Annotated in this window: 18 protein-coding genes and 1 pseudogene; 9 read left to right on the top strand and 10 right to left on the bottom strand. The window is 48.3% G+C overall.

What is annotated here, in order from left to right; all coding sequences use genetic code 11:
* The first annotated feature begins 171 nt into the window (after window positions 1-171).
* Together Q0991_RS18210 and Q0991_RS18205 are read left to right on the top strand one after the other, a co-directional pair.
* Window positions 172-4824 (top strand): PAS domain-containing protein, encoded by a 4653-nt coding sequence (locus Q0991_RS18210; RefSeq protein WP_299491054.1) that lies wholly within the window; start codon window positions 172-174, stop codon window positions 4822-4824.
* 27 nt (window positions 4825-4851) lie between these two features.
* The gene (locus tag Q0991_RS18205) at window positions 4852-5871 is read left to right on the top strand and encodes an AIR synthase family protein (RefSeq protein WP_299491051.1); all 1020 of its coding nucleotides are present in this window, start codon (window positions 4852-4854) and stop codon (window positions 5869-5871) included.
* Window positions 5872-5883: 12 nt separating this feature from the next.
* Here the strand turns inward: Q0991_RS18205 and Q0991_RS18200 are convergent, their stop codons facing one another.
* Entirely contained in the window at window positions 5884-6768 is an 885-nt protein-coding gene (locus tag Q0991_RS18200) for a geranylgeranylglycerol-phosphate geranylgeranyltransferase (RefSeq protein WP_299491049.1), read from the bottom strand.
* A gap of 55 nt (window positions 6769-6823) precedes the next feature.
* A complete protein-coding gene (locus tag Q0991_RS18195) occupies window positions 6824-7399 on the bottom strand; it encodes a hypothetical protein (protein WP_299491046.1) in 576 nt (191 codons plus the stop codon).
* A 263-nt stretch (window positions 7400-7662) separates the two neighbouring features.
* On the opposite strand from Q0991_RS18195, the gene Q0991_RS18190 reads away from it, so the two are divergent.
* Genes Q0991_RS18190 through Q0991_RS18160 form a run of 7 tightly spaced genes read left to right on the top strand, consistent with a single transcriptional unit; the run spans window position 7663 to window position 13291 of the window.
* Window positions 7663-8193, top strand: coding sequence for a hydrogenase maturation protease (locus Q0991_RS18190; RefSeq protein WP_299491043.1), 531 nt, complete (start codon window positions 7663-7665; stop codon window positions 8191-8193).
* Complete coding sequence (gene hypA / locus Q0991_RS18185) at window positions 8186-8527, top strand: hydrogenase maturation nickel metallochaperone HypA (protein WP_366525006.1); 342 nt, start codon at window positions 8186-8188, stop codon at window positions 8525-8527. Before Q0991_RS18190 ends, hypA begins: the two co-directional genes overlap by 8 nt.
* Before the next feature lies 1 nt (window position 8528).
* Complete coding sequence (gene hypB / locus Q0991_RS18180) at window positions 8529-9344, top strand: hydrogenase nickel incorporation protein HypB (protein ID WP_299491038.1); 816 nt, start codon at window positions 8529-8531, stop codon at window positions 9342-9344.
* 52 nt (window positions 9345-9396) lie between these two features.
* A complete protein-coding gene (locus tag Q0991_RS18175; protein ID WP_366525007.1) occupies window positions 9397-10065 on the top strand; it encodes a DUF1614 domain-containing protein in 669 nt (222 codons plus the stop codon).
* Between the two features lie 31 nt (window positions 10066-10096).
* The gene (locus Q0991_RS18170; RefSeq protein ID WP_299491034.1) at window positions 10097-10579 is read left to right on the top strand and encodes an adenosine-specific kinase; all 483 of its coding nucleotides are present in this window, start codon (window positions 10097-10099) and stop codon (window positions 10577-10579) included.
* Between the two features lie 25 nt (window positions 10580-10604).
* Window positions 10605-13070, top strand: a complete 2466-nt coding sequence (hypF, locus tag Q0991_RS18165; protein ID WP_299491032.1) for a carbamoyltransferase HypF — start codon at window positions 10605-10607, stop codon at window positions 13068-13070.
* The gene (locus Q0991_RS18160; RefSeq protein WP_299491030.1) at window positions 13061-13291 is read left to right on the top strand and encodes a HypC/HybG/HupF family hydrogenase formation chaperone; all 231 of its coding nucleotides are present in this window, start codon (window positions 13061-13063) and stop codon (window positions 13289-13291) included. Before hypF ends, Q0991_RS18160 begins: the two co-directional genes overlap by 10 nt.
* A gap of 43 nt (window positions 13292-13334) precedes the next feature.
* Here the strand turns inward: Q0991_RS18160 and Q0991_RS18155 are convergent, their stop codons facing one another.
* The 8 genes and pseudogenes from Q0991_RS18155 to Q0991_RS18120 form a co-directional block, all read right to left on the bottom strand.
* Window positions 13335-14819, bottom strand: a complete 1485-nt coding sequence (locus tag Q0991_RS18155; protein WP_299491028.1) for a Ni/Fe hydrogenase subunit alpha — start codon at window positions 14817-14819, stop codon at window positions 13335-13337.
* A gap of 37 nt (window positions 14820-14856) precedes the next feature.
* Entirely contained in the window at window positions 14857-15483 is a 627-nt protein-coding gene (locus Q0991_RS18150; RefSeq protein ID WP_299491025.1) for a CP12 domain-containing protein, read from the bottom strand.
* Window positions 15484-15523: 40 nt separating this feature from the next.
* Window positions 15524-16951: a polymer-forming cytoskeletal protein gene (locus Q0991_RS18145; protein ID WP_299491022.1), complete on the bottom strand. Its 1428-nt coding sequence runs from the start codon at window positions 16949-16951 to the stop codon at window positions 15524-15526.
* A 33-nt stretch (window positions 16952-16984) separates the two neighbouring features.
* Window positions 16985-17530 carry a CBS domain-containing protein gene (locus tag Q0991_RS18140; RefSeq protein WP_299490993.1) on the bottom strand — a complete coding sequence of 182 codons (546 nt, stop codon included), beginning with the start codon at window positions 17528-17530 and terminating at the stop codon, window positions 16985-16987.
* A 74-nt stretch (window positions 17531-17604) separates the two neighbouring features.
* Window positions 17605-18150, bottom strand: coding sequence for an oxidoreductase (locus Q0991_RS18135; RefSeq protein WP_299490990.1), 546 nt, complete (start codon window positions 18148-18150; stop codon window positions 17605-17607).
* Window positions 18151-18275: 125 nt separating this feature from the next.
* Entirely contained in the window at window positions 18276-18995 is a 720-nt protein-coding gene (gene hoxU / locus Q0991_RS18130) for a bidirectional hydrogenase complex protein HoxU (protein ID WP_299490988.1), read from the bottom strand.
* 40 nt (window positions 18996-19035) lie between these two features.
* A complete protein-coding gene (locus Q0991_RS18125) occupies window positions 19036-19227 on the bottom strand; it encodes a hypothetical protein (protein ID WP_299490986.1) in 192 nt (63 codons plus the stop codon).
* Window positions 19228-19516: 289 nt separating this feature from the next.
* Window positions 19517-19669: pseudogene (locus Q0991_RS18120) on the bottom strand (amino acid ABC transporter substrate-binding protein); the annotation flags it as partial.
* Between the last annotated feature and the right edge of the window lie 96 nt (window positions 19670-19765).

The raw sequence follows: 19765 nt of genomic DNA, 5'->3' as shown, positions 1-19765 counted from the left end.
TCAGAGCTTAGAGTTGGGGAGAATCTTCGATTTTTATCCATTTTGGACAATCTGGATCGCTGAAACCGCCTCCCAGCAAAGATCGATTCATGCAACAACACCCTTCTTCTGCTAATTAAAATCGAGCCGCCATTACAATTAAATTAAAGTAATTGTGGGCAAGTGGGTTCGATGATCCAGCAATTCCTGACGTTTCCCCTTGAAGCAGCTCTGGATTTACAACCCCTTATTGCCGCGCCGGATACCCCCTTCATACAAGTTATTGGCCTCACAAATCAGTCCGCCCTTCATTGTCATTGGATGGCAGATGAGGTTAACCAGCCCACTCTCCCACAATTGGGAATCGAACAAACGGGTTGTGTACTGCTTGAAGAAGATACTCAACTGGTTGGCATTCTCACGGAACGCGACATCGTTTGTTTAATTGCTGAGAATCGCTCACTGGATGAACTCACCGCCGCAACGGTGATGTCCCAGCCCGTCGTAACGTTAGTCGATGATGGACATGCATCCGTTTTTACCGCATTAGAGTTGATGAACCGTCAGCATATTCGCCATTTACCTGTACTGGATCAACAGGGAAAGGTGAAAGGACTACTGACCCCTCGTCGGATTCGAAATCTACTACAACCGTCTGATTTACTTAAAATTCGTCGGGTAAGGGAGGTAATGACCCCAGACGTGGTTCAATCTTTGCCTACGAACTCACTGTTGCAGATTACCCAGTTAATGAATCAGCAGGGAGTGAGCTGTATCGTTATGGTTGAACCTGCCGATGATCTCACAGAAAATCCCTGCCCAATCGGGATTATTACTGAAAGAGATATTGTTCAATTTCAGCGATTAGAGCTGGATTTTGCCCAGACTCAAGCACAAGAGGTGATGAGTACCCCTCTTTCCCTCGTTACTCCAGATGATTCCCTGTGGACCGTCCATCAGAAAATGCAGCAGCAAAAAGTCCGTCGATTAGTCGTCGCTGATGGACATGGAACCTTGCGGGGCATTGTCACCCAGAAGAACTTGCTACCCGTAGACCCTGCTGAAATTTATGAGGTCGTGGAACTACTCCAGCAGCAAATCACGCAACTGGAGACCCAAAATCATCAGCTACTCCAAAAACGCAACCAAGAACTGGAGCAGCTGGTTCAAGATCGAACATCGAAATTAGAGCGCCGAGATCTTATGCGACACCATCTGGCTAAAGGTCTGGCAACATCTACTGGTGAGGATTTCTTCCAATCCCTTGTGATACATCTGAATCAAGTACTCCCTGCAGATTTCGCTCATATTGGTCAGCTTGTCAATATAGAGGGCCAAGCAACGATTCGCACCCTTGCGGTGGCAAAGGCAGGACAGCTCCAATCCAACTTTGAATATGCTCTAGCTGGGGCTCCCTGTGAGGAAGTCATTGAACAACAATCCTGTATGTATCATCAGGGCGTCCAAGCGGTTTTTCCTCATGATCAGATGCTCAGGGACTTAAGCATAGAAGGGTATTTGGGGATTCCCCTCATCTCTAGTGCTAAGCAAGTAGTGGGATTAATTGTTGTTTTATGCCGACAGCCCCTTGACGATCTGGCGTTTATAGAAGAGGTGCTGACGATTCTGGCCCAGAAAACCACAGCAGAGCTTGAGCGCCAAACCGCAGAAACTGACCGTAATCGGTTCCTTTCAGTTTCTTTGGACCTGCACTGTATTGCGGGCTTTGACGGTTACTTTAAAACCGTCAATCCTGCTTTTATTAGCACTTTAGGCTATTCAATCAAAGAACTCTTGGCTCAGCCTTTCCTTAACTTTGTTCACCCCGAGGATCGGGATGCCACTGTCAGAGAATTAGAGCAGTTGGCAATGGGCACTAATACTATTGCCTTTGAGAATCGATATCGCTGCCATGATGGCTCCTACCGCTGGTTTCTCTGGTCCGCCACACCATACCTTCAGCAGCAACAGATTTATGCAAGCGCCAGTGATATCACTAAGCAAAAAATAATCGAGCAGACCTTAGCCTTGAGAGCCAGACAACAGACTTCAGTGGCTCAATTAGGGGCATTAGCCTTAGCAAGTCGAGATATCGATGGTTTGATGAATGAAATTGTCAGAGTCGTCTCTCAGACTTTGGAGGTGGAATATTGCAAAGTACTTCAGTTACGTCCCGATGGTGAATCGTTATTGCTGAAGGCCGGGGTGGGTTGGCAACCTGGACTGGTGGGTCAGGCCATCATTGGGACTGAGCAAGAGTCCCAAGCCGGTTATACATTGCGGAGTTCTAGGCCAGTCATTGTTGACAACTTGGAGACAGAAACTCGATTTAGCGGTCCGCCATTGTTACTGGATCATAAGGTCGTTAGTGGGATGAGTGTCATTCTTCAAGGGCAACATCAAACGTACGGGGTAATCGGTGCTCATACCGTCCACCATCGTCTATTTAATGAGAATGATATTGACTTTCTCCAGTCAGTGGCCAATTTGTTAGCGCAAGCCCTAGATCGGCACCAAATCGATCAAACCTTGAGACAAAGCGAACAAGAATATCGAACATTGGCAGAAAATCTACCAGGGATCGTTTATCGGGTCTTTCCTGAAGATCACAATAGAATGGTGTTTCTGAATGATCAGTGCAAAACATTAACAGGTAATGATTCCATCGACCTTTCAGTCGGAGAAGTTTGCTCCATTGATCCGATGATTGTGCCAGAAGATCGGCCCCAAGTGGTTAAAACCGTACAGGAGGCTGTCTCTTCTCTGATGCCATTTCAAGTGGAGTATCGAATACAGGATAAACAGGATCAGATTCGGTACTTTTGGGAAAAAGGACAACCTATTCCGGCTCAAAATGGTCAACCTCTCCATATAGATGGCGTCATTTTTGATGTCACTGAAGGTAAGCTGGCCGAAGTTGCACACCAAGAAAGTCAACAGCGTCTCAACAATATTCTAGAATCCCTGCAAGATATCGTTTGGTCCGTAAAGGCAGATTCATTTGAGTTGTTGTACCTTAGTCCAGCCGCTGAAGAGATATATGGACGCCCTATTTCAGCATTTATAGATAATTCACAACTCTGGTTACAAGCTATGCATCCCGATGATCGGGCAAAAGTTAGCGGTTTTTCTGAACGTATCCTGGAGACGGGTAGCCAAGAAGTAGAATATCGCATTGTCCGGCCGGATGGGTCGATTCGGTGGCTATTAGATCGGAGCAGGGTGATCAAAGATGCCGAAGGGAGAGTCCTGCGATTGGATGGCGTGGCGACGGATATTACAGAACGCAAGCAATCACAAGAACAAATTTCAGAACTAGCAGCGCTATTGAATGTTGCCACCGATGCCATTCTGGTCCAGGGACTTGATGGTCGGATTCAATACTGGAGCAAAGGTGCATCTGCTCTTTATGGCTGGACTCAGGGGGAAGCGCTTAGTCAAGAAGTTGGCCAGTTACTAGAAGTAACCGACGAGAAAGCAGCAGAAATTGAACAATATGTGAGGCAACAAGGAAAGTGGCAAGGCGAACAGCAACAGGTGACTAAATCAGGGGATGCGATCACGGTGATGAGCCGATGGACGTTGGTCCAAGATAGTTTAGGGAATCCCAAAGCCATACTCATTGTCAATACCGATGTCACTCAAGCTAAAAAACTCGAAAAACAATTTTTACGGGCTCAACGATTGGAGAGTATTGGGGCACTTGCTAGCGGAATTGCTCATGACCTCAATAACATTCTGACGCCTATCTATGGAGTAGCCCAGCTTTTACCTTTGCAACTTCCCAATGCCAGTGAACAAATTCAGCACCAGTTTGAGATTTTACAAACCTGTGCACAACGGGGGTCAAAACTGATTACCCAGGTGCTCTCATTTTCCAGGGGCGCAGATGGTGAACGCGCAATTCTTTACATCAAACCCTTACTGAGTGAGCTGAGAGACTTTACCCTAAAAACATTTCCTAAATCGATTGAAGTATCTACGCATATCCCTGACGATCTTTGGTCGATTCATGCCGATGCGACCCAGGTACATCAAGTCTTTATGAATCTACTCGTCAATGCTCGTGATGCTATGCCAGAGGGCGGTTCTTTGTCCATCCATGCAATGAACTTTCCACTAGATGAAGCCCTTGCAGCAGATTTTCTCAACGCCCAAGCTGGACCATACATTTTGATCACCGTTACAGATACTGGAATTGGAATTCCTCCTGAACTACAGGAACAGATTTTCGAGCCCTTCTTTACTACCAAGGAGCCTGCGGGAGGAACCGGATTGGGGCTCTCGACGGTCAACAAGATTATTCAAAGCCATTATGGATTTATCACCGTCTACAGTGAAGTTGGTCAAGGGACTCAATTCAAAGTCTACCTCCCTGCTATTGAATCAGTCAGCAGTGTAGAGGAAGAACAATTAGAGTGTCCTAACGGTCAGGGAGAGGTTGTTTTAGTCGTTGATGATGAAGCTCCGATTCGAGAAGTGGCCCTGAGTATGTTGGTAAAGCACAACTATAAGGTCATGGTCGCAGCTGATGGTATTGATGCCATTGCTCAGTATGCTCAACATCACACTGAGATTGATGTTGTATTGATGGATATGCAGATGCCAACACTCAGTGGAGAAACGACCATTCAAACACTGCGAAAAATCAATCCTCAGCTTAAAGTCATCGTGACCAGTGGCCTCTTAGTTGATGAGACATTTGCTTTATCCCTTGGACAGTGTGTTAAAGCCTTTCTTCAGAAACCTTTTTCTTCGGATACCTTGCTCAGAATGTTACAGAATATCCTGCAAGAAAAATCACAGGATACAGAGACCGAAGCTTCTGCTAATAAAAGTGACTAGAAGATATTTTTAGATGAGGAGGTTAAGGTGACACAGGATCCTCTGCCGGTTGGTAAATTACCCTCACATCTATTGGCCCACCTTCTCTCTCAAACTCCCATTCATGATCCTCAAGTCTTATTGGGGCCAGGCATTGGGCATGATTGTGCTGTCGTCGATGGAGGAGCAAAGTTATGGGTCATTAAATCTGATCCCATTACCTTTGTTACAGATGACATTGGCTGGTATGTCGTCCAGATTAATGCTAATGATATTGCCACAACAGGAGCTACTCCCCGCTGGTTGATGGCCACTATTCTTCTCCCCGAGCAGAGGGCCACTGCAACTTTGGCTGAACGCATTCATCAGCAAATTTACACGGCTTGTCAGGAGATCAATGTCTCTTTAATTGGGGGGCATACTGAAATCACCTATGGCCTAGACCGACCCATCGTTGTCGGAACACTGATTGGTGAAGTGGCGCGAGATAGCCTTATTACTCCTCGGGGTGCTAAGCCTGGTGATTGCATTTTGTTGACTAAAAGTGTACCCATTGAAGCTACGGCAATCTTAGCTCGCGAATATTCTGAACAAATCAGTCAGGCGTTAACTTCCGATGAGCTGACTCAGGCGAGGGGTTACCTCTATGAGCCTGGCATTAGTGTGCTCCGTGATGCTCAACTAGCCAGCCAAGCTGGGCAAGTAACGGCGATGCATGACCCGACTGAAGGGGGGGTACTAGCCGCCCTTTGGGAATTAGCCCAGGCCAGTGACTGCCAATTGATGATCGACCTTGAGAAAGTGCCGATATCAGACCTCTCAGCCCAGATTTGCGAAATTTTTGAGATTGATCCATTGGCTGCGATTGCTTCTGGAGCACTATTACTGACGACGCCCCGACGAGATGCACCATCGATTTGCCAGACCTTAAACACATCTGGTATTCCCTGTTGCGAGATTGGTGACGTTAAGTCAGGCAATGCCACCGTATGGTCTAGATCAGACTTGGGGAAGGTACCGCTACCTTGTCCCAGTCGAGATGCGATCGCAACAGTGATCAGTCCTTAAACTCTGTTATGCCTAAAGGGAAGGGGCCGTGCCTAATAACCCGACTAAGCCAAGAATCATCCCTAAGCGTTCCAGCACAATCAGGTTTTTATAGGTCCGGGAAGTCTGAATTGTCTGATAACGCCAGAGCGCTAGAGCAAAGCTTAACAACATCATAGTGGCAAAACATCCAAACAAAGCAGGATGAGCCATGGAGAGTTGGAAAATGGCAATGGGAATCGAAATGAGCAGTAGACCGATTAATCCCCAAGCGATTGAAAAGGCCGGAGTCAGTCCCCAAAGATTTGCAATGGTATGTACCCCCCGTTGTTGATCCCCCTCTGCATCGTGAATATCCCAAACAATTTCTTTAGCCAAAATATAGAAAAACAAAAAGATACTCGGGTAGAGCATTGCCCAAGGGCGTTCCGCTACTAGGCTAGCGAAGAAGATTAAAGCCGCGACAATCATTGCCACAACACCGTTGCCCAGAATTCCGCTGATATTCAAGATAGGAGCATAATTCCAAAGCAGCAGAGCACTGATCGCCACTACAATCCAGCACGATAGACCAAGAGGGATTGCTGCGCCTAAAGCAATGCAGAATAGCGTCACTGCAATCCACCACGCATGATGAGGTAGCAGAGTACCAGAGGGAAGGGGGCGTTCAGGATGGTTAATACGATCTTTTTCAATATCATCGAAATCATTGATGGCGAAAGCTCCAGCCGTCATACATATCAATACAGTGGCAGTCTGTAGATAGACCCAAACTGATGTCTGAGGTTGTAGAGCGAATACTGAGAGACAGCTCGCCACAGCCGCTAGAACACTGAGTGTGGGACGGCAGAGTTGAGCTACCCCCTGAACTAAGTTAGGAAAATTAAATTGTTGGGGAGAGGAGGGAAGGGTAACCATTATTCACCTCCGAATCAAGAACCATCGTTGTCTTGGTAGGTGTAAGTCTTTCGGCTCAGAACTCCACCGGCGTCTGCCAATCACATAGATGAGCAGGAGAACGCATTTTCACGGTTGGATATTGATAGAATCCGTCCATATCCAACTTCACTTCATCAAATCGAATCCAATTGACTCTTCCGGACTGTTCTCTGACGCTGCGAACAACATAGCCATTTTGCAGGGTTAAGTGCTGATCTAATCGCCAGGTATACTGTGACGTTGTGATCGGAGGCCAAGGGTGACCAGGCCACGACAATGCCAACCCCTGCCCTCTCACCCGATTCCGTTCTGCTCTACCTTGAACACAAATATAGGTTCCAGAATGGGGGAAACCGTAATATCCATCCACGAAATCGCCCCGCTTAGCAAAGGTAAAGCAAACCCCATCACCATCCCGTCCATCTTTAGGTTCGGGTAGACTACAAACTTGATAGTTCCCATCCGCCAGTAATTCCAGTCGCCAGGGTTGAGAAATGGCTAGTGTTGGAACAGACGGATGCTCAGTGACATCCATAGGGGATGAAAAAGTCGTGACGATTAAAGGGAAGCCCATCATCGCCAATATCTGGAGCAGGGTTATTGCAAACATCCTCTCACCTCCACAATGATTGGGATGAGCAATGCAGCTTTAGTTTCATTTTTAGCCTATGCCATAAACTTGAAGAAGCTATGACGATTGAGTCTGCTGGTTTATCCGGATGATCGGCCAGTTTGAACTTCCATCCTCACAAGTTCCTCAATATTGATCCGTTTATTGAGTCAAAAGGGTAGCGGTTGAAGCCCTGGTAGCCCTCATAAGCTCTTCAACTTTAGGCCCTACCGTTAAGGTGATGAGTATAAGGATGTATCTTCATGAACGCTTCACCAGCCGTTTCCCAACCTACTAAACACCATTCAATCTTGGTGATTGGTTATGGAAACCAGCTTCGTTGTGATGATGCCATTGGCCCTCGGATTGCAGATGAGGTAGCGATTTGGCGTCTTCCTCAGGTGAAATCGTTAACCGTGCAGCAACTCACACCTGAACTTGCTGCAGAACTTGCGAACTCAGAAACCGTAATCTTTATTGATGCCTGCCGTATGGATCCCGATCAGGCGGTCAGAGTCACGCAAATTGCCCCTAGGGGAATGGAAACCGCTGGTAGCACGGTCCCTTCTATGGGGCATACCTGTGATCCTCGCTCATTACTCGCTTTAACCCACTCAGTCTATGGGCATCATCCCCAAGCCTGGTGGGTAGAAGTCAAAGCCATTGAATTTGCTGTGGGTGAGCATCTGTCCACCACGGCAGAGGAAGGCATTGCAGAAGCACTGGACGCCATTCAAGCACTTATCCAGTCACAGCTGGATTCTGTTACTAGTTCAATCAAGCCTCATGCATGAAGTGAGTTTAATGCAAACCACCTTAGACATCGTCTTAGATCATGCAGCTCAACAAGGTGCTCAGCATATCCACTGGATTAAGCTGCGGGTCGGGGAATTGTCGGGTGTGATTCCTGAAGCCCTCACTCTCGCCTTTGAAATCGTTACCGCTGGCACGATGGCTGCGAATGCTCGACTTGAGGTAGAAACGGTGCCCGTGATGTGCCACTGTTCCGCTTGTGATCTGGATTTTCAGCCCACTAGCTGGGTGTATGTTTGTCCCACTTGTCATCAATTCACTACCGATTTGCGTCAGGGCAGAGAACTGGAGCTAACAGAAATGGAGGTCTCGTAGGATGTGTGAAGATTGCGGCTGTAGTGCTGAATCTGTTCGGATTCACCAAAACCATGACCCTCAATTGAACCAAGCAGGAACACGCATTGAGGCTCCCAGCGTTCACCACCTTGACCTACATGCCAAGATTTTGGAACACAATGATCGCATTGCTAATCAAAATAGAGTCCTGTTTCAAAACCAGGGCTGGTTAGCGGTGAATATGCTATCTTCGCCGGGTTCGGGGAAAACAGCTTTGATTGAGCGACTCGCCCAAGATCAAAGGAATGATTGGCAAATTGGAGCCATTGTTGGCGATTTAGCGACGGATAATGATGCCCACCGATTAGGCCATGCTGGGGTATCAGCAGTTCAAATTACAACGGGGACAGCATGCCACTTAGAAGCCAGCATGGTGAGCCACGCTTTATCCAAACTCCCGCCCAAACCTTGGGATCTCCTCGTAATTGAAAATGTTGGCAACCTCGTTTGTCCCGCTGCGTTCGATTTAGGAGAACAAATCAGAGTCGTCATCCTGTCTGTCACCGAGGGCGAAGACAAGCCCCAAAAATATCCAGCAATGTTCAAGTCGGCTCAGGTCGTTTTGATCAATAAAACGGATATTGCGGAGGCTGTGGGATGGCAACGAGACCTTGCGATCGCAAATCTCCAACAAATCGCTCCCCAAGCGACCCTCTTTGAGGTATCGGCTCGAACGGGAGCTGGTATGGATGCCTGGTATGCCTATTTAGACCAGTGTCGCCAAGACCTAAACGGACCATCGCCTCGCCCCCAAAACTCACAAGTTTTACAGATCGGCAGACTATCCTCAAACTAAACCCAGAGGGACAGGTCAGTTATGACTGTTTAAAACGGTAAGGATGATTCATATGATCTATTTACCCGTTTCTCTACTGCTATTTCTCTTATTTTTGCTGTTCCTACCCTTCGTCTGGCTGGTACTGACGATTGATGTCGTTCAACTTGCTGCTGCAAAGTTAGGATTTACGCCTCAAGTGGCCCTCATACTCTTGGTCTTAGTTATTTTGGGAAGTACCCTCAATATCCCTCTTTATCGCATGGACTCACTCGTGCATGGAATGGACGACTTTTTGATGTACTACCAGCGTCAATTCTGGGGCATTCCTTTGCTCAAAATGAGACAGACAAAGGTCGTAGCCCTGAATGTAGGGGGTGGCTTAATTCCCATTATTTTGGCCGTTTACCAATTTAGACAGGCCAATCCAGCAGCCATCTTGCTGATTACATCTATCGTGACGGTTGTTTGTTTCTATGCCGCCCATATTGTCCCTGGAATTGGGATTACGATGAACCCATTACTCGCCCCTTTGACTGCGGCATTAACGGCAATGCTATTGGGAATCAGCCATGCTCCAGCGACTGCTTTTGCTGGGGGTATTTTAGGAACCTTAATCGGTGCAGATTTATTACATCTAAGGGACATAACAGCTATGAGTGGCGGAGTCCTCAGTATTGGCGGCGCCGAAGTTTTTGACGGAATTGCCCTTTGTGGTTTGTTGGCCCTTTTGCTGACTTAAAAATATTACGGTTGTTGTGAGGCGAAACACTATGGAAGTGACCACCGTTGCCCTAGATGTCCCTGAACATGCAAATTTAATCTTGGGCCAAAGCCATTTCATTAAAACAGTGGAGGATTTATACGAGATTATGGTTGGGACTTGCCCCCAGGCAAAATTTGGTCTAGCGTTTTGCGAAGCATCAGGGCCTTGTCTGATCCGGTTTGCTGGCAACGACCCCTCCCTCCAAGACATCGCTGTCAGTAATGCTAAGAAAATCGCTGCGGGTCATAGTTTTATTCTATTGATGCAAGATGCTTTCCCCATTAGTGTTTTGAATGCAATTCAGCAGTCCCCAGAGGTCTGTACCATTTACTGTGCCACGGCTAATCCAGTAGAAGTCATCCTTGCCAAGACGGATCAAGGTGCAGGGGTGTTAGGTGTGATTGATGGCTTCTCTCCCAAAGGGGTGGAAGGAGAAGAAGACATCTTGGAGCGCCAAGATTTTCTTCGCCAAATTGGCTATAAATTTTAGCCTCCTCAATCAAAGCAGCCTTGTTATGGATGATCGAGGGAATGGATATTTGATGATGACCCATCAGCGCCTCCAACTAACGATTCAAGGAGCCGTTCAAGGCGTTGGGTTTCGGCCATTTATCTTCCGTTTAGCGACCCGATTGAAACTCAGGGGTTGGGTGTCGAATGATACCCAGGGGGTGGTGATTGAAGTGGAAGGTGGCCCTGAACGGTTGAACCAGTTTCTCGCTCAACTCCAAGCCAATCCCCCTGTTCTCGCTGAAATTGAGACTATCAAGCAAAAGTATATTCCACCTTTGGGTGAGCACACCTTTACGATTCGTCCCAGCCAAAACGGCCCTAAAACCACCCTCTTGCTGCCGGATGTCGCTACGTGTGCCGATTGTCTCCGTGAACTGTTCAACCCTAGCGATCGCAGATACCGCTACCCGTTTATCAACTGTACGCACTGTGGCCCGAGGTATAGCATTATTCAAGCCTTACCCTACGATCGCGGTAATACTGCAATGGCGAGCTTTCACCTGTGTCCTGATTGTTTTTCAGAGTATCAGAATCCCTTATCTCGCCGATTTCATGCTCAACCAATTGCCTGTCCTACCTGTGGCCCCATCGTTGAAGTATGGCATTGGCAGGGTGTTCAATTAAGACGGGCGATGGCGGAGGAAAGGGACGATTTGGAGCCTATCGGGTTAGCCTCTTCAGCCCTTCGTCAGGGCCAGATCGTCGCCGCAAAAGGAGTGGGGGGCTTCCATTTGTTAGTCGATGCTCGAAATGCGGATGCAGTAAAGCGGCTAAGAACGCGCAAGAAGCGCCCCGATAAACCCTTCGCCTTGATGTATCCATCGTTGGAACAGGTCAAACACACCTGTGAAGTGTCTGAACTGGAGGCGGAGTTGTTGCAATCGCCCAAGGCTCCCATTGTTTTACTTCAGCGAAGACACTCCTCTCAGGCAGACCCAATTACTGATGAAGTCGCCCCAGGTTGCACTCACCTGGGCGTACTGCTTCCTTACACCCCGATTCACCATCTCCTGATGGCCGACCTCGATTTCCCCATCGTTGCTACCAGTGGCAATCTCAACGGTTCACCCATCTGCTTCAATGCGGAACAAGCCCTGGAGGACCTCAAACCTATCGCCGATCTGTTTCTGATCCATAATCGTCCTATTTTGCACCCTATAGATGACTCAGTTGTCCAAGTAATAAATAGGAAACCTCAACTCCGCCGCCGTGCCCGAGGATATGCGCCGCTCCCCCTATCCGTTACTTTTCCGTCTCATCATTCCAGCTCCAAAGGCTTATCGCCAACGCCACAATCTGCCAGACACCAAAAACGCCCCACAATCCTCGCGGTGGGTCCTCATCTAAAGAACACCATTGCTCTCTCCTTAGACGATCACGTTTTTATGAGTCAACATCTGGGTGATCTGGACACCGTGCCCTCCTTCGACCATTTTCAGCAAACCCTACAGGCGTTACTTCAGCTCTATGAGTGCCAACCTGACCTGATCGCCTGTGATGCTCATCCAGATTATGCGTCCACTCAAGCGGCCCAAGCATTGGCTCAGCAATGGCAAGTTCCCTTAGTATCTGTGCAACATCACTATGCTCATGTGTTGGCCTGCATGGCAGAACACCATTTAGATGCCCCTGTTCTGGGAATTGCTTGGGATGGAGCGGGTTACGGATTGGATGGGACCGTCTGGGGAGGAGATTTTCTGCGAATCACAGCATCTGGGTTTGAGCGGGTCGGCCACTGGCGTCCCTTTCTCTTGCCCGGTGGTGACCAAGCCGCTCGTGAGCCTAGACGAACGGCAATGGGGCTGCTCTATACCTGCTTTGGGGGCAAGATCTTTGAGTGGGAAGGGTTAGCTCCCCTGAAGGCTTTTTCCCAGCCGTCCGCTAAGATATTGCAGTCAATGCTGGATCGGTCCTTGAATACCCCTCTGACTTCAAGTGTGGGGCGATTCTTTGATGCGATCGCATCTCTCACGAACCTGATGCAAACCACTCATTTTGAGGGGCAAGCAGCGATGGCCTTAGAGTCTATCTTGGGCAGGGCTGCAACAGAAGACGACTATCCTTTCCATCTCTCCTCTTCATTGCCCTTCGTGGTGGATTGGGAACCGATGCTGATAGCCATTCTGGCCGATATTGACCAGAAAGTCGATACTAGCTGGATCTCCACTAAGTTTCACAATACTTTGGTTGAAATCATTGTCCAGATCGCCCATCAAATCGACGAGCCATATGTCGTGCTCACAGGCGGATGTTTTCAAAATCAATATTTGAGTGAAAAAGCCATCCACAGATTGCAGGAAAACCAGTTTCGCCCCTACTGGCATCAGCAAGTCCCTACCAATGATGGGGGGATTGCCCTTGGACAAGTCATGGCCGCCTATCGCCACTATGATGGATGCTTTCCCAAGGTCAATGAGACTTTTGACAGACAACAGCCCTTTGTCGAGGCAGATTCACTATGTGCTTAGCGGTACCCGGCCAGATTGTCAGCATTTTGGATCATGATGACCCACTGTTACGGGCGGGGAAAGTTAGTTTTGGAGGCGTTCTGAAGGACGTCAGCCTTGCTTATGTACCCCATGCGGAGGTGGGTGACTATGTCATTGTCCATGTGGGGTTTGCTTTGAACATTATTGATGTTGAAGAAGCTGAGCGGACTTTACAACTCTTGGACAATATCAACCCATGAGCTTGCCTGAGGGAAACAATCTTTGACAAAAGCACTGATGTTCTTAACCTTCGACCTGAAATTCTCCCGTTGAGGTCCTCCATACCTCACTCAGGACTTGGCCACTGTTTACTGATTTGCACTGGATATGAATTGGCATCTGGCCTGCCGCATGGGTCGAGCAACTTAAACAAGGATCAAAGGCCCGAATGCCTGCTTCGACCCGATTGAGCATCGATTCAGGAATATCTGGTCCATGGAGGTAGTGACGAGCAATCTGAGCAACGGTGCGGTTCATGGCCAGATTATTTTGCCCCGTGGCGATGATCAGATTAACGGATTGGAGTAACCCCGTTGCATCCACTTGATAGTGATGAAACAGCGTCCCCCGCGGTGCTTCACTCACTCCAACCCCCTCTAATTGATTGACATCTGCCTGGGCGCGCAGGGGAGGTTGGCAGAGTTCTAGATCCTCTATTTGCTGCTCAATGCGTTCAATACAGGCCAAAATCTCAATTAAGCGAGCGTAATGGTAGAAGAATGAAGAGGTAACGGTCCCATTGCCCCGCTGGCGGAATTCTTGCAATTCCTGATCGGCTAAGGGCGTGCCCATGCGATCGCAGACGTTGAGTCGGGCTAACGGTCCCACCCGATACATGCCACTCTCTAAACGGCACAGACCTGGAGTCTGATCAGGATAGCCCAAGGGACGATAGTAGGGAGACTTCAAATAAGAATCAGCCTGAACTGCTTCACCAATAAAAGACTGGAATTGGCATGGATCAAGATGATCCGCAATGATATTGCCGACACTATCCACAAACCGTAAACAGCCCTGGTAATGTTCCCAGAGTCCCTTTGGGTTGATTAACCCCATAAATAAGCTGGGGAAATTCCCAAATATTCGAGCCTCACTGGCATGGTCTTCTAACAAGTCTTTGAACCGATTCAGGGTTGAAAGGGCCGTTGATCGTACCTCGGGCAACCCTGCTCGGATTTGTTCACGTCCCTGGTCGGTTAGAGCCGATCGCACGCCTCCGGGGACAGCCCAAGCCGGGTGAATTTTCTGCCCTCCTAAATGCTGAATCACTTCTTGACCAAACTGGCGGAGCCGGATACCGCTGCGGGCCATATCCGGCTCTGCGACCATCAGGCCAAACACATTTCGCTGAGCTGGATCGCTCTCCCACCCCAACAGTAGGTCAGGACTACTCAGATGAAAAAAACTCAAGGCATGGGACTGAATAATCTGCCCTAAGTTCATTAAGCGGCGCAATTTCTCAGCCGCCGGAGGAATGTGAACTGCAAGAATTTGGTCTCCAGCTTTCGCTGACGCGAGTAGGTGGCTAACCGGACAAATCCCGCAGATGCGCGGGGTAATCCCCGGCATCTCCCAAAATGGTCGGCCTTCGCAAAACTTCTCAAATCCTCGAAACTCCGTCACATGAAATCGAGCATCCGTGACCTCACCCGCGTCATCCAAGTAAATCGAGATTTTGGCATGGCCTTCAATCCGAGTGACTGGATCAATGATGATTCTCTGAGGCATCGTGAATTATCTGTTTTTTAGGATAAACATGAGTTAGCTAGCCACTACACCAGGCATCATACTCTCGATCTTTGAAGGCTTCTGGGTACTCCTCACAAAACGCTTCAAAAGCCGTTTTTTCGAGCTTTTCGGCCCGTTGATGAGCTGCTTCCGCTTGGACTGCATCAACGTCTTGCCAAGCTTGTCGGCAAGCTTTGGAGTTAGCGCCCTTTTGCTTACAAATCGCATGAGCGTCCGCAATTAACTGTTGTGTTTTTTGAGCAAGCTCCACCTCCAAGGGGTTGTCCAAGAAATCCCCTTGATCGAGAATGTCAGAGATCGAGAGAATACCTAGCAGACTCCACTGGATAATGGGTGCAGCATGTATACCAGTAGTGGTCAATAATCGTGCAGCATATTCGACCCCGAGTTCTGGATTGAGCACCAAACAAGGTTTCGTCATAATTTCATAGACTCTCACCAGCCGTGGATCACGACCAAAGGCCGTTACCTTGGCAACGATATCGAAGGCGGTCACAATTCCGTAAGCATCTTGCTCATGGTTCCGGTCAACGATGAGAGAATGAATCCCATGTCGTCGCATCAGTCGGACGGCTTCAGCAACCTTCGCCGAATTCCGAATTTTGATGACTTCTGAAGTCATAATGTCCGCAACTTTCATCATTGCTCTTTCTCCCATCGGTTATGCCAGTACCTATTCCCACTCAACCCACTGGAACCTCCTGAGCTTGCAAGGGGGGCTTAACCCACCGTGACCTTCCCCAATTCCAGAGAGCACCTAAGCCCAACAGAACAATGACAATGCTGATGATTCCGCCGATCAGGGGTATAGTGGTAATCAACATCAGAATCACTACCCCCATCAGGAATGGGATAAATCGGTTTGCGGTCTTATTCAAACTGAATTGGCTGCAGAGCCAGCGTCCACCCAGATCGCTGATTAATACCGGGGCAATCAAATTCACGAAGCTGCCAATACCGACCCAAAGGGCCAGATTAGCGAGGGTTCCGACCCCCAGAACCGGCCAGGCTAATCCTTGGAGGGTCAAGACAAGCACAATAAATGCTAGGACGGTCAGAACTGCGATCACAACACTCGCTACTCCCACCAACACACTGGTCACAATGCCCCAACCCAACGTTCTCAACGGTCGAGTCTGAATATTCTGTGTTAATCCTTCTGTCCACCTTGGAAACGCCCAAAGCAATGCACATCCTACTAACCCAATCGTTAGCAAGCGTTGCAGTTGATCTTGCACGATATTCGTCGGCTTGGCTGGTGTCGGCTCCCATTCGGGAATGGGTTGGTGCGTGATTTTACCTGTCACTTGCGACCCATCACTCAGGGTGGCGGTAGTTGGCGATTTGTAGGTCAACCGACCTTTGACTTGGGCAGAATCTGTGAGGGTCAATCCTGCCGACACATCAGGAACCTGAATGCGAGGACTAGGACCGAATAGAGGCTTCCAAGGCTGGTATTCTCCGACGGTAACGACCATATCTTGACCTACTGATCCCTTTAAGGTCAGTCCTCCCACACCCCCCACAACATCTTGATCGATTGCTCCTGCTAGCAGTGCCTGACCACTAGCAATCGTGAGTGTGCCACCGATGGACGTTTGGGGCTGACTTTCCAGGCTCAGTCCTGCGGCGATCAGGTCATCTTTCACCTGAGCCTGATTTTTGAGAAGCACTGCCTCTCCTGCAATCCGGGCGTCGTCCTGAACCGTTCCGTTCACCACCACGGCTTGCCCTGCGGCCATTAAATCCCCTTCAACTGAACCGTTGAGAGCAACCAAGGTACCGGCCAGAATGGCATCACCTTTAACAATGCCATCAATCGTTATTTCGTCACCCGCTAGGTAAACATCCTTTTCAACGGTACCGGATAGCCGAATGGTGTCTGCTGCCGCAAACAGATTATCTTTTAAGGTGCCGTCAACCGTTATACGGTCCCCAGTCGCATAATAGTTACCTTGAATGACCTCTGTAGCCCCCACCGTGATCTGATCTTTAGCCACGAAATTGGGGGCTCCAACCGCAGAAACCGCTAGCAGAAACGGAGCAATAACCAAGGCCATTAGGAACAACAGCACTTGTCTAAGATATGTTCTTGATGGTTTAGTTCGCATCTAAGATACCTACTCTGAAAGGGATGAGGGAAGCTAATTAGATCTGCTCAATGCAGTCTGGGCCTCGTAGGCTTCAATCACATCCCAGGCCACAGCGCATTCCTGTGAAATCTGAGTTTGCGGGTCACCACAAATAATCCGGGCATGATTTAAAGCATCTTCAATTTGCTGGGCGAGCCAATCGGTTTGATGGTTCTGCTTTCCATCCGTTTTCATGACTAAGTCAGTCACGGATACGATACCTAAGAGCTGCTGCTCATCAATGACTGGAGCTCTTTGAATACCTGATGCTGCAAACAATTGGGCTACTTCTTCTAAGGTGAGTTCAGGATGGGCCGTAATACAGGGTTCGCGAACCAATTCTTGAATGCCAATTTCATGAGGGTCTTTGCCGACAGCCATGATTCGGTAAACAATATCTCGTTCAGTGATAATTCCGTAGGCTGTTTGTCGCTCAGGACGCTCAACAATCAGGGAGCGAACCTTATGATACTGCATCAGGGCGATGGCTTGGGCCACCGTCGCAGTATTCTGGATCACGATCACCTCATGGGTCATAATGTCTCTGACTTTAAGCATCTTTGTTCTCCTTACGTATGTCCACGATTGATGGAAATCAAACAGAGATCACTGATCGATCGTTGGGGCTGTGATTAACCGAATTTAATTAGTTCTCGGCCTTCGAGTCGAGGCTTTTTCCCTTGCAGTAACACTTCTAATACAAATTTGATTCGAGAAGGTGATGGTGGGCAACCCGGTAAAAAGAGATCGACGGGAACAACGGTATGTACAGGTTTAACCCAATCCAATAAAGGGGGAACAATTGCTTCCTCTGCAGGAATCTGAGGCACCAGATCAGCCAAGTCTATATAAGACCGCTCAAGCACCCCCTCCGCTGTACCCAAAATATTACGTAAGGCGGTGACATTCCCCGTAACAGCACAATCCCCAAAGGCAATCAGGTATTGAGTGCAATCACGAACCTGATGAATCATCTCCCAATGATCGGTATTGGCTATTGCGCCTTCGACTAGTGCCACATCCACTTCTTGTGGATACTGCTTGGCATCCATAAAAGGGCTGTAGACCAGATCGACTTGGTGGGTCAACTCAAATAACCACTCGTCAAGGTCTAGGAAAGACATATGGCATCCTGAGCACCCGCCTAGCCAAACAGTCGCTAACTTCAGTTTTGCCATCTTGCCTCCGTAGCCCAAAATAGTTGTGCATTTCTAAGTTCGAGCACATTCAAAAGATGCCTTCGAACTCACTGTTCCAACTTCAAAACTGATTTCCGTTCACTGTCTTATTTGGTATTTCTCCCTCACTTTTGTACCCATTCCCGCCTCGTTCTCGCAGTAGAAATAAATTCAAGTTGGCTCCGATCATGTTCCATCTCCGCAACCGTTGAACCACGACGAAAGATGGCTCCTGTCGGACAGGCATTGACACACTTTCCACAAGCGGTACAGCTCTCGGCTTCCCCCCAAGGCTGGTTCAAATCTGTGATCACTCGGGAATTCCGACCTCGACCTGCCATATCCCAGGTATGAGCCCCTTCAATCTCATCACAAACTCGAATACAACGAGTACATAAAACACAGCGATTATGATCAACGCCAAATTGAAGATGGGAAATATCAACAGAGCGATCTGGGAATTGATAGGTAAAGCGCACATGATCAATCCCCATCTCAATAGCAAGATCCTGCAATTCGCAGTGGTGATTGGAAACACATACGGAACAGATATGATTCCCTTCCGCAAATAGCAGTTCAACGATCATGCGCCGATAATGTTTAAGCCGTTTGGTTTGGGTTTGAACGACCATCCCCTCTGCCACTGGTGTGACGCAGGCGGCCGATAGCTTCGAACTTCCACTAACCTCGACTAGACAGAGTCGACAGGCTCCCCACAAGGAAACACCCTGCAAGTTGCATAGCGTCGGAATATGAATCCCTGATGCGGCGGCGGCCTCAAGGATTGTTTCATCTCCCCGAGCACTGATCAGTTGATCGTCAATCTTGAGGGTCTTTACAGCCATAGCCCATACCAGCCTTCTCCTTTTGCTGTGTATCCAATCCTTACCAAGACCCTTCCTGGTTTAGATCTGGATCAGCTGGATCACCTTCAAAGGGTTGGACCCCCACCTTTGGATAGTCATCATGGGAGGGACTAAAGATACGGAGAATCGGTTGAGCGAGATAGCTCAGGAAGCGTCGAACCGTTTTGCTTAAAGATTGGATGGATAGAGATTTACCCTTGAATGTAGCCATGATCGAATGTCCTCACAACTAAACTGTTTGCAGTCAAAGTTGAGGAAAAGGTGTCAGTTCTCAGAGAATGTGACATCTGACCTCTTAATTTGAGGCTATATAGACAATATGAGGAAAACGTGAGCGGTAAGCTGACAAAGTAAGGTGAAACAGGAACATTGCAAACCTTTTCTCACTGCAGTTTGCAAGTATTGCTCTACCGTTCTCCATTCCCTATCGGAAGTACTTGATTGGGTCGGAGCTCAACTTTAGCCTCATCAAAGGACGGCTTTAAATAAACAGGGCACCATTAAAGATCGCTTTCAGGAATTTCTTCTTTGAAATCAATCACCAACTGCATGGTTTCTAGGACTAAAGATCGCAGGTCTTGAGTGAGAGGGACTTTAGCCTCAGGGCCAAACCAACGATCAAACGTTTTGACATAGGGTTCTTTACCCTTTAAGGTGATTTCCTGAAAAGAAGTCACCTACTAAATTGGCTTAATGAGGATATCCCATTTAGGTAATTGAGGATGTCTGTCCAATCGTTTCTCAATCCC

Source organism: Acaryochloris sp. IP29b_bin.137 (assembly GCF_028285745.1).
Classification (GTDB): Bacteria; Cyanobacteriota; Cyanobacteriia; order Thermosynechococcales; family Thermosynechococcaceae; genus Acaryochloris.
This window is presented reverse-complemented; position numbering and strand designations above follow the sequence as displayed.

What these genes read in the sequence shown, in the direction of transcription:
- Q0991_RS18210 (WP_299491054.1), top strand. Translation starts at nt 172, where the DNA reads ATGATCCAGCAATTCCTGACGTTTCCCCTTGAAGCAGCTCTGGATTTA.
- Q0991_RS18200 (WP_299491049.1), bottom strand. Translation starts at nt 6,768, where the DNA reads ATGGTTACCCTTCCCTCCTCTCCCCAACAATTTAATTTTCCTAACTTA.
- Q0991_RS18195 (WP_299491046.1), bottom strand. Translation starts at nt 7,399, where the DNA reads ATGTTTGCAATAACCCTGCTCCAGATATTGGCGATGATGGGCTTCCCT.
- Q0991_RS18190 (WP_299491043.1), top strand. Translation starts at nt 7,663, where the DNA reads ATGAACGCTTCACCAGCCGTTTCCCAACCTACTAAACACCATTCAATC.
- hypA (WP_366525006.1), top strand. Translation starts at nt 8,186, where the DNA reads ATGCATGAAGTGAGTTTAATGCAAACCACCTTAGACATCGTCTTAGAT.
- hypB (WP_299491038.1), top strand. Translation starts at nt 8,529, where the DNA reads ATGTGTGAAGATTGCGGCTGTAGTGCTGAATCTGTTCGGATTCACCAA.
- Q0991_RS18175 (WP_366525007.1), top strand. Translation starts at nt 9,397, where the DNA reads ATGATCTATTTACCCGTTTCTCTACTGCTATTTCTCTTATTTTTGCTG.
- Q0991_RS18170 (WP_299491034.1), top strand. Translation starts at nt 10,097, where the DNA reads ATGGAAGTGACCACCGTTGCCCTAGATGTCCCTGAACATGCAAATTTA.
- hypF (WP_299491032.1), top strand. Translation starts at nt 10,605, where the DNA reads ATGGATGATCGAGGGAATGGATATTTGATGATGACCCATCAGCGCCTC.
- Q0991_RS18160 (WP_299491030.1), top strand. Translation starts at nt 13,061, where the DNA reads ATGTGCTTAGCGGTACCCGGCCAGATTGTCAGCATTTTGGATCATGAT.
- Q0991_RS18155 (WP_299491028.1), bottom strand. Translation starts at nt 14,819, where the DNA reads ATGCCTCAGAGAATCATCATTGATCCAGTCACTCGGATTGAAGGCCAT.
- Q0991_RS18150 (WP_299491025.1), bottom strand. Translation starts at nt 15,483, where the DNA reads ATGATGAAAGTTGCGGACATTATGACTTCAGAAGTCATCAAAATTCGG.
- Q0991_RS18145 (WP_299491022.1), bottom strand. Translation starts at nt 16,951, where the DNA reads ATGCGAACTAAACCATCAAGAACATATCTTAGACAAGTGCTGTTGTTC.
- Q0991_RS18140 (WP_299490993.1), bottom strand. Translation starts at nt 17,530, where the DNA reads ATGCTTAAAGTCAGAGACATTATGACCCATGAGGTGATCGTGATCCAG.
- Q0991_RS18135 (WP_299490990.1), bottom strand. Translation starts at nt 18,150, where the DNA reads ATGGCAAAACTGAAGTTAGCGACTGTTTGGCTAGGCGGGTGCTCAGGA.
- hoxU (WP_299490988.1), bottom strand. Translation starts at nt 18,995, where the DNA reads ATGGCTGTAAAGACCCTCAAGATTGACGATCAACTGATCAGTGCTCGG.
- Q0991_RS18125 (WP_299490986.1), bottom strand. Translation starts at nt 19,227, where the DNA reads ATGGCTACATTCAAGGGTAAATCTCTATCCATCCAATCTTTAAGCAAA.